We start from the raw sequence: 13,190 nt of genomic DNA, 5'->3' as shown, positions 1-13,190 counted from the left end.
TTCTTCACTATGTGGTCCCTAAAATCTCGGGATTTTAAGGACCGATGCCATGGCCTAAATTATTTCCAAGGCTTCAATAATTCTTTACGGCCATGTCATCTCCACCACGGAAGAAGACCGATCCAACAACAAACTTCTAAGGCAATTTATGGTGGTATTCGATAAAAAACAATGATCTATCGACACTATTGGATAAACGTAACAAAGTACCGGCCTATTTTCAATTTACTTAAGTGGTTATTGTTGTTTTTTATAGGTTTTCGTGAATCTTCGATTTCGTCTTAAATCAAGTGGTTTTCGCATTAGGCGGCGGAAGCCCTGTCTTCCGCCAGGCAGGCGTCCATAGAGCATTTCACCCAAGTGAAAGCGGCCTGGGCGGTGCGGCCGTGGAAAGTGTGTAGACTTAAAGAAATTTAAAATCAGCGTAGGCCTTGCTACAGCTGGCTCCTTCTAACCAAGATGCACGGCACCTTGGTTATTCGGCCCTGGTCATTTTTTGGGCGATGCAAAAAATGAACAGGACACGAATACTGCGATAATTTATATTATCTTTTTCTAACTCACACCCATTTTGAGGATGACCCCATTAATTTTCAAGGCTATCCAAATTGAATAAAAAGGTATCAAATAGCAGGAACAACTACCATATATAACAATATCGGAAACTTATTAAATATACTTGATTCCTTTTTAGAATACTCAATCAGAAATACTAGGGAGTAAAGGTCCAGTTGAAAATATTAGGACTACAAAGAGTATTACTTACCCCTTAATTTTGGCACCTCAGCCAATAGCGTTTTTATCCCATCCCAATTGAGAAAAATAAAGCCAAAAATTAAAAGGATAAAAATTGGATTTACCAAAAAGAAGCCAATTTGGAACTTTAGTGAAACATAATATATATCGATCAAACTAAATAATCCAGCCAATAAAGTTGCGCCAAAAGCGAACAAATAAATCCTCTTATCCACAAAGTAAAAAAATGATGCAACGCTTAGCCAACCAATCCCTATGTATAATGCTCCATCAAGTTCAATATTCATAAATAAATTCATTCCTATGGAAATAAGAACCAAAACTATGGCCAACAACAAGGGTATTACATCTTTTTTCATCGATAAATTGTTCTTCAATTTAGTTTCCCTTTAGGATCTCTTAAAATACCTAATCTTCTTTTCTTAATTTGTTCCAAGTCTTAAATATCGGTATTTTAGACCTAACAATTTAATAGAAAATCAGTTTTTCTCTATTATTAAAAATTGTACTATATAAACGGGTCAATCCTAAATATATTGAGTAATCTATAAGGGTTTTACGCAAAAGTAGTTATGCAACGACCTCTCCAAGAAAAAGTTCAATAACCTCTTCCAAGGTGTCCAATACTCCAGGATTGGTACAGTTCATCAAAATAGAGAAAACCATATCCTGTTCCGGATACACATAAAATACGGCATAGCCCCCAACTCCATTTCCCACATGGCCATAATAGTTCCTGCCCAACCTATCTTGGGTAACCTGCCACCCAAGTCCGTAATAGGTTGGAGTACCATTTATGACCCCAGAGGTGAGAAATTGGGATTGAATTTTATTCTCCCTAAACTTGGAATCCAAGTAAACCTGCCCAAAACGAGCTATATCAGAGGACGTGGACAAATAGCCCCCTCCGGCCAATTTGTATGAATTATTAACTTGGATAGCCTTCCTAAACCCTAATCTGCCCCTAGAATAAAAAGTAGCACAATTTGGAGGAAGGTCACCAGGAACTTCCGGGAAGGTGTTTTTTAAACCATTGGGCTTTAAGATTCTTTCCCGAACATAATCCGCAAAGGGCATACTACTTACCTCCTGCATGGCCAAAGAAATCAATACCCAGTCGAAACTGGTATACTGAAATCCCTTTCCGGGTTCAAAAAGAAGGTCGTCATCCCTGAAAAGGGAAAGCGACTCCCTTATACCCATCGGCTTGTTTAGGCCATATTCCCCGCCTCGATAACCCCTAATTCCCGCCGTATGTCCAGCTAATTGGCGTAGCGTAAAATCGAACTCTTTTTTTGGAAAATAGGGAATGTATTTATAAATGGAAGTATCTAGGTCCAACAGCCCCTCCTCCACCATTTTTGCCAAGGCAGCCGCTGCTATGGGTTTGGATACACTGGCAACCCTGAAGATCGTATTTTGGGGGTCTATGGGCGATTGATGTTCAACATCTGCAAATCCATAACCTTTCTCAAAGTATATCTCATTGTTTTTGCGAACAGTAATGGCGAGGCCTGGAACTCGATTATCATCAACCAGCTTCTGCAAAATTTGATCCGCTTGGATCTTGCCCAATAATTCCTTATCACCAACGATTACCCTGCGGGATGCAAAAAAATTCTTCAAATATTTTAGAATGGGATTCATGGGGTTGCTATGGATTAATATTAAGGCTTTCCTGTTTGGAGCCTTACTTGGAGATCTCTTCTGCCAACTCTTGGGAATTAACTACACTAACAGCAAAACCTGCAATTTCAGATCAAAAAAATACCTACTTACTCACTGAAAATAAGTTCTCCTTTATACAATTGCTCAACCTCCACAACGGCCGGTCTATTAAAACTGACCACATCTCCAGTACCCCGCAAAGTGCCTTTAAGCGATTCCTGCGGACTTAAGCGCATATCATTGGAACCCCTATGGTTAAAGCTAATGTTATCCGCCATTAGGGCCTCGGCCTCCAAACGGGAGTCCCCTGAGGCAAAAACAATACTAAAATTAAGGGTTTGGCCCCTTAAATTATAGTACGAAATTCCATTGGAAACAATGGCCAAACTTTGGGTGTCCAACTCCAAATTAAACTCCCCGCTGGTATAGCCAGCATCGGGGTCGTTAAAGCTCTCTGAAATAAGGTTTAAACTGGGATAGGACAACACACCATCACTAAGGACATCGAGCCCGGTACTACTTCTAATTTCCGTAATATTGGGAGCCGTAACATAAACCTTGGTAAGTCCGTATTTTCTTGTAAAATTACAATCATTGGTATCGCGCAATAAAAGTCGGTCTGCCTCGACCAACACCTCAATTTCGTTCCGCAAATACTCCCCTGTTTCCACTTCTACCTTTAAGGGACTACCCTGCCGTAATGTCAATTGCACATTCTCATAGACCGTAATCTTGTTAAAGTTGGGCACTTCCACAATTTCTCTTATAATGTCCCCCGCATTCTGAAAACAATCGGGCGCATTCTCACTATTGCAGTTCACAAACACCAACAGTATTGCCAAGAGCAGGCCAATTCTAGCACCGTTTGTCGCAGAGCTCCTCCACCCCAATCTTATCTTCAAAATAAAATAGTTCATCATATTATATCATTTGAGCAGCATATCTGTTCAATTAATAAACTCTAAAGCCTAACTCCAACCCCGAATTCCACAGCTTCCGCTTTTGCACCATGCGATTTTAAACTTATCGCCCCATAGACCTTATCCGAAAAATATCGCTTCAAGCCAATTCTATTATAAACCTTTCCTTCAAAATCGAAAGGATAGTACACATAGTAACCCAACTGGGCAATAACCGACATTTTATTAATAAACAATTCATGGCCCAAAAACACGCCAACACGTTTATAATCATCATCCGGTTGTACCCCATATTCAGGAAAGGCTACCGACTGATAGCGTATAAGTTCCTTTAAAAAGTTGGAAAAATACACATCCGTACCCAGCTGCAGGGCACTTCTTCTAGTAAAGCGCTTGTCTACATAGGCAGAAAAAATATAAAAAGCATATTGGCCAGAATCCACTACATCACTCTCATTTATACCGGACCTAAAGGCCAGATTAAGTTTAATAGGCTCTGAAACCTTCAATTTTTCGGTTCTAATATATTCCTCTTCCCGGCCACCATCCAGATCATAGGTCAAGCCAACATTGAGGGCCATGGTATTGGTAGAGGTGTTGGGTGCGGTAACATTGGCATTGGAGTAATGTATCAGGGATATCCCGGCCTTGAGCCCCAAGCCTTTGAACAAATTTTCCTTGTGATAGTTCAACATCAAATAGGTTGAACTCAAAAAATGGGAACCATAAGCGTTGTTCCTAAAATTTTCGTTCTTATCAAAAGGGTTGGTGTTATAGGCAATGCCCTGCCCCAACCTAAACTGAAGGTTTCTTCTAAAAAAATAAAAATTGTAATGGGCATATAGGCCATAATTCTCCCCCAAAGTACTGTTGTTCATATTCTGATAAACGAACGAAAAGCCCGTATCCGGATAATTGTAGAGTTGCTGCCATTCCTCATCCCCATAAGTCTTCCTATTGTATCCCAGGATAATACCACCGGGATGATTGGTGATCAAATGTGAAATATCAGTATTGTGCAAGAGCACCGAACCATAGTATTGACTAACATCCAAAGTGTACCTCTTGGTTTCTTTCGGATTTTGTGAAAAGCAAAAAGCTGTCGACAGACAGCCTATAAGAAATAGCCTTAGGTTCATGGGGAGCAAATGTAATGAAAAATTAAAAATAGGTTTTCTAAATATTGACAATGCTGGCTACACTTCTCCAGTACCCAAGAAAATTAATTCTGCAATAATGGGCCAGAGGTCTTTTTAGAAAAGCTCTTTGGCAATAGCCTCAATATTATCGGATTTGCCCATGGAATAATAGTGCAATACGGGCACCCCTGCCGCCTTCAGTTCCTTGGATTGCTGAATGGCCCACTCTATACCTACCTGACGTACGTCCGCATTAGTGGAACAATCGTCCACCGCATCTATCAAGTCCTGTGGCAGGTCTATTTTAAAGACCTGTGGCAATAATTGCAAATGCCGCTTAACCGCAATGGGCTTAATCCCGGGAATAATTGGCACATTTATTCCCATTTTCTTCGCAGCCTCTACAAACTCGAAAAACTTCTGATTATCAAAAAACATTTGTGTCACCACATAATCGGCCCCAGCTTCTACCTTTTCCTGTAACCTTTTCAAATCCGTAATCAAGGATGGTGCCTCTAAGTGCTTTTCCGGATACCCAGCAACGCCGATACAAAAATCGGCACTATGGACCGTCTCTACCTTGTCATGTAAATAATTACCGTGATTTAAGGCTTGGATCTGTTTTACCAGTTCAGAAGCATAGGCATGTCCGCCCTTGGTAGGATTAAAATACTGTTCCTCCTTACGTGCATCCCCACGTAGGGCCATCACATTTTGGATACCCAAATATTGACAATCCACCAACACATATTCGGTCTCTTCCTTGGTGAAACCACCACAAAGCACGTGTGGTACGGTATCAACTCCGTATTTGTGCTGTATAGAGGCACAAATACCTACAGTTCCGGGTCTCATACGGGTCAATCTTTTATCCAACAAACCATCCCTATCTATGTAAACGTACTCCTCCCTAGAAGTGGTTACGTCAATGAAAGGTGGTTTAAACTCCATTAAGGGGTCAATATTATCGTATAATTCCTGAATACTTCTTCCTTTGACCGGTGGTATAATCTCGAAGGAGAACAATGTCTTTCCCTCTGCTTTTTTTATGTGTTCCGTTACTTTCATAATTTCTCCCTCTATCCTCTTCCTTATTCTTTAGAAAAGGCACATTAGCTATTATTTTATTTAGTTCCCTACAAATGGGCTATTCCTAATTCTTATTTTCTATTCTATTTTATTATGGCAGCCCACAAACACTCCTTTCCGTCGGTTTGTGGCCGGGCTATCCACTTAATTTTTTTATTCCAAAGTCATAAAAAAGATATCGTTCCTATCCCTGCTGCAAGGAATATCCAACTTCAACCCAACTTTACCTATTCTTTCTTCTTCTTTCGAGGCCAAGACCTACAAGGTTTTGGAAACCTTGCAGGTCTAAACAACAACCATGCAGGTCCCAATCATCCGCAATATTAGACACCAACCCACTACATCCAGACCTACAAGGTTAAAAAAAACCTTGCAGGACAAAACAACAACCTTGCAGGACAAAACAACAACCTTGCAGGACAAAACAACAACCTTGCAGGCCCCTAATCATCGGCTATATTGGGTGCCAACCATCGGGTTGCCTCTTCCAAGGACATCCCTTTCCTTGCTGCAAAGTCGGCCACTTGGTCTTCCTTTATTTTACCTACCCCAAAATACCGAGCTTCTGGGTTGCCAAAATAATAACCACTTACACTGGCCGCAGGCCACATGGCCAAACTATCTGTCAATTCTACCCCAATCTTTTCCTTCACTTCCATCAATTCCCACAACGTTAACTTTTCCAAGTGGTCCGGACAGGCAGGATAACCAGGCGCAGGCCTAATACCAACGTAGGATTCCTTGATCAGCTCCTCATTGCTAAGTCCTTCATTAGCTGCATAACCCCAATGGTCGATCCTTACCTCCTTGTGCAAATACTCTGCAAACGCCTCGGCAAAACGATCTGCGAGTGCCTTGACCATTATGCTGTTATAATCGTCCAAATTTTTGCGGTAACCATCTGCCAGTTCATCTGTTCCAAAGCCGGTAGACACACAAAAACAACCAATATAATCCTGCAGACCACTTTCTTTGGGGGCAATAAAATCAGACAGTGCAAAATTAGGTTTCCCCACATATTTTTTGGCCTGTTGGCGCAAAGTCCTGAAAATATATTCTTCCCCGTTATGGATAAGGGCTATATCATCATCATTAATCGTATTGGCGGGAAATAACCCATAAATGGCTTTTGCTTGGAACAGCTTACCATCCAAAATCTTCTTCATCATTGCCTTGGCATCTGCAAAAAGCTCGGTTGCCTGTTTGCCAACTACCTCGTCTTCTAAAATATCCGGATACTTGCCATGCAGTTCCCAACTTCTAAAGAAAGGGGACCAATCTATATAAGGCACCAATTCGTTAAGGTCAAAATCCTCAATCATTTCGATACCCAAGGTCTTAGGCTTTACAATTTCGGCCTTTGACCAATCCAATTGATATTTATTTTTTCTTGCCGCTTCAAGGGTTAAATATTCTTTGTGCTTGCCCCTATTCAGGAATTTTTGCCTAAAGTCGGCATAGTCCAATTTAATATTTTCCTTATACTTATTGGACGATTCCTTTTGCAGAAGGTCGCCCACCACTGTAACCGCTCTTGAAGCATCATTTACGTGCACCACTGCACTTTTATACTGAGGGTCTATTTTAACCGCCGTATGTGCCTTACTGGTGGTAGCACCCCCGATTAGCAAGGGAATGGTAAAATTTTGTCGCTGCATTTCCTTGGCCAAAAAGACCATTTCATCCAGGGATGGGGTTATAAGACCGCTCAGCCCTATAATATCCACTTTTTCCTCCTTGGCGGCATTAATAATCTTCTCTGGGGGAACCATTACCCCCAAATCTACTATCTCGTAGTTATTACAGGCAAGGACCACACTTACAATATTTTTGCCAATATCGTGCACATCCCCTTTTACGGTAGCCATGAGTATTTTTCCCGCAGACGAGCTGCTTCCTTCAGGAAGTGGATTCTTAAGTTTTTCCTCTTCAATGAAAGGCAATAGGTAGGCAACGGCCTTTTTCATGACCCGGGCCGATTTTACCACCTGGGGTAAGAACATCTTACCACTTTGAAAAAGATCCCCTACCACGTTCATTCCGGTCATCAAATGCCCTTCGATCACTTCTATAGGTGCTTTAACACTTAAACGGGCCGCTTCTACATCCTCTACAATATATTGATCTATTCCCTTGACCAAGGCACGGGTAATCCTATTTTGTAAGGGTTCTTCCCTCCAGGAAAGATCTATCTTATTTTCCTTCTCCTTACCAATTACGGTTTCTGCAAAATCCAATAATCGCTCCGTGGCATCTTCCCTTCGGTTGAGGATTACATCCTCTACATGCTCCAAAAGGTCCTTGGGAATATCATCGTAGACCTCCAACATACTCGGGTTTACAATTCCCATATTCATCCCCGCCTTTATGGCGTGATAAAGAAACACGGAGTGCATTGCCTCCCTTACAGGATTATTCCCCCTAAAGCTAAAGGACACATTACTTACCCCTCCACTAACACTACAAAAAGGCAAATTTTCCTTTACCCATGCAGTTGCCTTTATAAAGTCGAGCGCGTTCAACTTATGCTCGTCCATTCCAGTGGCCACGGGGAAAATATTTAGATCAAAGATTATATCCTCTGGCGGGAACCCAACCTTATTCACCAAAATATCATAGGATCGTTTGGATATTTCCAAGCGCCTTTCATAATTATCTGCCTGCCCTACCTCATCAAAGGCCATTACAATGACCGCAGCCCCGTAACGCCTAATTAATTTGGCGTGTTTAATAAACTCTTCCTCCCCCTCTTTGAGACTTATGGAATTCACTACACATTTTCCCTGGACTACCTGTAGACCTGCTTCTATGATCTCCCATTTAGAGCTATCTATCATGATAGGGACCCGGGCAATATCCGGTTCGGCCACAATAAGGTTTAAAAACTTTACCATAACCTCTTTGCCATCAATAAGACCATCGTCCATATTTACATCAATGATCTGAGCCCCGCCTTCTACCTGTTCGCGAGCTATATCCAATGCCTCTTCAAACTTCTCCTCCTTGATGAGTCGAAGAAATTTTTTGGAACCAGCCACATTGGTACGCTCCCCTACATTTACAAAATTGCTTTCTGGGGTAATCACCAAAGGTTCCAAACCGGAGAGTTTTAAAAACCGTTTTGTACTATGTTGTTCCTTATCCGTTGTATTGCTCATTATTTTTATATTGACCTCGACATTAAAAACACCAAACTGTGTCTTTAAAATGGCAAATTTGATAGTTCCACATTGCCTCCTGAGAGTATGATCCCCACCTTTTTATTTTTAAACTTTTCCCTTTCCTTTAATAAGGCAGCAAAAGGCACCGCACTTGACGGTTCTATTACCAACTTCATCCGCTCCCAAATCAATTTCATGGCATTGACAATTTCACCCTCCTCCACTCTTATTATATCAGAGACCAATTCCATGATAATCGGGAAATTTATATCCCCTAAGTTAGTTTTAAGTCCGTCCGCAATGGTGTCTGTTGATGTATTGTACTCTATTTTCCCACTCTTAAAAGCTCTATAAGCGTCATCCACTTCCATTGGCTCACCACCTATAACCCTGCAATTGTTCCCTAAATAATGGGCTGCCAATGCCGTACCGGCAATAAGTCCACCCCCACCTACCGGGCTCATAACATACTCCAAACCTGGTTGATCCTGGAATAGTTCCAATGCCGCTGTACCTTGCCCCACAATTACATTCAGGTCATTGGATGGATGTAAAAATACAGCTCCCTTTTCCGCAACTATGTTTGCTGCCGATTTTTCCCTGGCCTCCAAGGTAGGCTCCGTAATGGTAACCAACCCTCCATAAGATTTCACTGCCTCAATTTTTACGGCCGGGGCACTGGATGGCATTACTATATAGGCATTCACCCCTAAATTCTTGGCCGCCAAAGCCAAGGCCTGACCAAAATTTCCGGATGAATGGGTTACCACACCTGCCTTTTTTTGGGCCTCACTTAATTGTTGAATGGCATTGATAGCGCCCCGCATTTTAAAAGCACCCATTTTTTGAAGGTTCTCGCATTTAAAGAAAACCTCTGCCCCTGCCATTTCATTGAGTAAGCGGGAAGTGAGCACCGGTGTTCTATGAACAAAGGGTGCAACCCTATTCCCAGCTTCAATAACAATCTGCTTGCTAGGTATCATTGGTTATGCGCTTCTAAGGTATTTAGAATTCTAGGGGAATAATCCTTAACCACATCGGCCATTGCCTTTATATGTTCGGGAGTGGTGCCACAACATCCGCCAACTATATTTACCAAGCCTTTTTCGGCATATTCCTTTATCTGTGCCGCCATTTCCTCCGGTGTTTCATCATATTCCCCAAAAGCATTTGGCAATCCCGCATTGGGATGTGCAGAAACGGCATGCTCCGTTTTACTGGAGAGCACCTCTAAATGGGGCACTAACTGACTAGCTCCCAAGGCACAGTTGAATCCTACGGACAAAATGGGTATATGGCTTATGGATATCAAAAAGGCTTCAGCGGTTTGGCCGGATAAGGTTCTACCGGAAGCATCGGTTATAGTACCGCTCACCATAATGGGGACATCTATATTTCTTTCTTCCTTTACCTCTTCAATGGCAAATAAAGCAGCCTTGGCATTTAAGGTATCAAAAATAGTCTCTACCAATAAGATATCCACACCTCCGTCCAAGAGGGCCTCCACCTGCTGTTTATAAGCCACGCGTAATTCATCAAAAGAAACTCCTCTGAAACCGGGATCATTTACATCTGGGGACATACTGGCCGTTTTATTGGTAGGCCCAATACTCCCAGCAACGAAGCGTGGCTTATTGGGTTCCTTGGCCGTAAATTCATCCGCAACAGCCTTGGCTATTTTTGCCGACTCATAGTTTAATTCATAGACCAAATCCTCCATATGATAGTCTGCCATAGCAATGGTAGTGCCGGAAAAAGTATTGGTTTCAACTATGTCGGCCCCAGCTGCAAAATACAGACGGTGTACCTCGGCTATAGCTTCCGGCTGGGTAAGGGACAATAGGTCATTATTTCCCTGTAAGGGATGTTCCCAATCCTTAAATCGTTCTCCCCTAAAATCTTCTTCCGTAAATTTATATCGCTGAAGCATGGTTCCCATGGCGCCATCCAACACTAAAATCCTTTCCTTGAGTACGTCTTGAATATTCTTCATATTACTTTATAAAAATGTTTGATCCATAAAGGAGCAAACCATGATACTAGTACATATAGTCCCAAATTACTTGAGAGCACAAAATTAAATAATTGACACCCGAAAAACAAAGTCTAACGACATGGTTGTCGGTTTCTAAAAAAAACAAAATCAAGTAAGGGAAAGTTTCGGACAAGCGTCTTTCTTTTTGTTATCTATTCCCAAATGAAATTCTAACTAAATAGAATAAAATTTAGGATTAGAACGTAGCACCTTCTTTATTCTTCCCGATAGTTATCGACAAAGAAAAAGGGTTGCTAAGGCTTCATCGGGTCTAGTCCCTCCGCCTTTCTTGATAACGTTTCAAATTTATAATGAACTGACTGCAAAGTAACGCATCAGGGCCTTTATAAGCAAGGAAACGCTACTTTATTTTATTACTCCCAGAAATTCAATTTCAGGAGAATTTTGCAAAAATGAAACCTGCCAGGTTGAGGAACCTGACAGGTTACTTGACTAATCTTAAATGGTAATTATGCTAAAATACTCTGAACTACTTCTTTTTTAGCTTCCTTCTTGCTACCGTCAAATCCTTCTACCCCTCCAACAGTGGTATATTTCATTACGTAACGCTTTCCAGGGTTGATCAACTGGTATGCACTCTGACACATCACGGCAGCTTCATGGAATCCTGATAATATCAATTTAAGTTTCCCAGGATAGGTGTTTACATCCCCAATGGCGTAAACGCCAGGAATATTGGTCTGATAATCGTAGGCATTATTCACTTTGATAGCATTTTTCTCTATTTCAAGTCCCCAGTCTCCTATAGGTCCCAATTTTGGAGAAAGACCGAAAAGAGGAATAAAATTATCCGCTTCCACATAGGTTTCGCCTTTGGCCTCATCATTGTGTTTTACCACAACAGCTTCCAAATTATCATCTCCGTACAATTTAACCACTTCGGCTTCGGTAAACAATTTTATCTTGCCCAACTTGGCCAAATCGGCAGCTTTTTCTACGGAATCCAAAGCTCCCCTAAATTCATTTCTTCTGTGCACCAAAGATACTTCGGCAGCCACGTCGGACAGGAATATAGCCCAATCCAAGGCAGAATCTCCACCTCCGGAGATAACCACTTTTTTATCCCTATATATCTCTGGGTCTTTTATGATATAAGCTACACCCTTGTCTTCAAAATCTACCAAATTGGGTATCAAAGGCTTTCTAGGCTCAAATGACCCCAATCCCCCAGCGATAACAACAACCGGCGCATGATGTTTTGTTCCTTTGTTGGTGGTTACCACAAAGGAGCCGTCATCCAACTTATCCAAAGTTTCCGCCCTCTCGCCCAAAGTGAACCCAGGTTCGAAAGGCTGAATTTGTTGCATCAGGTTCTTAACCAAATCTCCGGCTAGAATTTCAGGGAATGCTGGAATATCATAAATAGGCTTCTTAGGATAAATTTCTGAACATTGACCCCCAGGTTGAGGCAAGGCATCTATAAGATGCGTCTTCAATTTCAACAATCCCGCTTCAAAAACCGTGAACAACCCTGTTGGACCCGCTCCAATAATAAGTATATCTGTCTTTATCATACTACTTTGATTAATTCCTAATTTATAATTGTACCCTTAAATCCTAAACTATTTTAGATAGGTACTTTTCTTTATTATTTATAACACCTGTGGGTGTACTTCTAATGTTTGGGCATAATTCAATACCGCCGATCTGTGTTTTACAACTTCTCCCACCACTATAATCGCCGGGTTGCTCAATTGGCGCTCGACCACGATTTGTTCAATGGTATCTATGGTGCCAATACCCAACTTTTCGTCCTCACGAGTACCGTTTTGAATTATTGCAATTGGCATATCTGCCTTACCCTCCAGTTTAAAAAGCTCTACGATCTCCGCTAGTTTTCCCATCCCCATCAAAATGACTATTGTGGCATTGGATTTAGCTGCCAAGGCAACATCTGTGGACAACTTATGCTCTTTGGTAGTCCCGGTGATTACCCAAAAACTTTCCGCTGCACCTCTTTTGGTAACGGGAATGTTTTGGGATGCCGGTACGGCAACCGAAGAAGAAATTCCGGGCACCATGGCCACTTTCACACCCTTACTGGCCGCATATTCCATTTCTTCTGCTCCTCTACCAAAAACAAAGGGATCCCCGCCTTTTAATCGGACTACATGCCCATGGGTTTTGGCCCTGCTAACAATAAGATCGTTTATCTGCTCCTGCTGATAAGCGTAGCATCCTTTCCTCTTCCCAACAAAAATATGTTCGGCATTAGGCGCATACTCCAATAAGGCTACGTCCACAAGGGCGTCGTACAGTACCACGTCTGCCGCCTGCAAGGCCTTTATGGCCTTTAGCGTTATCAGCTCCACATCGCCTGGTCCAGCACCTACTACGGTTAACTGTCCATGGCTCATGGATTCCTGATTGGAATCAGGAATTACCACTGTGGCATCAACGT

The 13,190-nt window shown here is 41.9% G+C and carries 10 protein-coding genes and 1 riboswitch; all 10 genes read right to left on the bottom strand.

The features are described from left to right. Positions 1-758: 758 nt before the first annotated feature. The gene (locus tag MWU84_RS14970) at positions 759-1,115 is read right to left on the bottom strand and encodes a hypothetical protein (protein ID WP_246902817.1); all 357 of its coding nucleotides are present in this window, start codon (positions 1,113-1,115) and stop codon (positions 759-761) included. A 211-nt stretch (positions 1,116-1,326) separates the two neighbouring features. Beyond that, on the bottom strand, positions 1,327-2,382 hold the full coding sequence (locus tag MWU84_RS14965) for a serine hydrolase domain-containing protein (protein WP_246902815.1): 1,056 nt from the start codon (positions 2,380-2,382) through the stop codon (positions 1,327-1,329). Positions 2,383-2,531: 149 nt separating this feature from the next. Beyond that, the gene (locus MWU84_RS14960) at positions 2,532-3,344 is read right to left on the bottom strand and encodes a head GIN domain-containing protein (protein WP_246902813.1); all 813 of its coding nucleotides are present in this window, start codon (positions 3,342-3,344) and stop codon (positions 2,532-2,534) included. 41 nt (positions 3,345-3,385) lie between these two features. Further along, entirely contained in the window at positions 3,386-4,483 is a 1,098-nt protein-coding gene (locus MWU84_RS14955; protein WP_031445142.1) for an acyloxyacyl hydrolase, read from the bottom strand. A gap of 114 nt (positions 4,484-4,597) precedes the next feature. After that, positions 4,598-5,551 (bottom strand): methylenetetrahydrofolate reductase [NAD(P)H], encoded by a 954-nt coding sequence (metF, locus tag MWU84_RS14950; protein ID WP_246902811.1) that lies wholly within the window; start codon positions 5,549-5,551, stop codon positions 4,598-4,600. Positions 5,552-6,015: 464 nt separating this feature from the next. Further along, positions 6,016-8,730 carry a methionine synthase gene (gene metH / locus MWU84_RS14945; RefSeq protein ID WP_246902808.1) on the bottom strand — a complete coding sequence of 905 codons (2,715 nt, stop codon included), beginning with the start codon at positions 8,728-8,730 and terminating at the stop codon, positions 6,016-6,018. Between the two features lie 44 nt (positions 8,731-8,774). After that, positions 8,775-9,716 (bottom strand): pyridoxal-phosphate dependent enzyme, encoded by a 942-nt coding sequence (locus MWU84_RS14940; protein WP_246902806.1) that lies wholly within the window; start codon positions 9,714-9,716, stop codon positions 8,775-8,777. Next, positions 9,713-10,726: a homocysteine S-methyltransferase family protein gene (locus MWU84_RS14935; protein WP_246902803.1), complete on the bottom strand. Its 1,014-nt coding sequence runs from the start codon at positions 10,724-10,726 to the stop codon at positions 9,713-9,715. The genes MWU84_RS14940 and MWU84_RS14935 overlap by 4 nt, the downstream gene beginning before the upstream one ends. A gap of 187 nt (positions 10,727-10,913) precedes the next feature. Continuing rightward, positions 10,914-11,067: riboswitch (SAM riboswitch) on the bottom strand. A gap of 171 nt (positions 11,068-11,238) precedes the next feature. Beyond that, complete coding sequence (locus tag MWU84_RS14930; protein ID WP_246902801.1) at positions 11,239-12,303, bottom strand: NAD(P)/FAD-dependent oxidoreductase; 1,065 nt, start codon at positions 12,301-12,303, stop codon at positions 11,239-11,241. A gap of 78 nt (positions 12,304-12,381) precedes the next feature. Beyond that, positions 12,382-13,146 (bottom strand): uroporphyrinogen-III C-methyltransferase, encoded by a 765-nt coding sequence (cobA, locus tag MWU84_RS14925; protein WP_031445149.1) that lies wholly within the window; start codon positions 13,144-13,146, stop codon positions 12,382-12,384. Positions 13,147-13,190 lie beyond the last annotated feature (44 nt).

The sequence above is a fragment of the Arenibacter sp. F20364 genome (assembly GCF_023015905.1).
In the GTDB taxonomy this organism is placed as follows: Bacteria; Bacteroidota; Bacteroidia; order Flavobacteriales; family Flavobacteriaceae; genus Arenibacter.
Note: the sequence above shows the minus strand (reverse complement) of the source record. Positions and strands in the feature narration are given on the sequence as shown.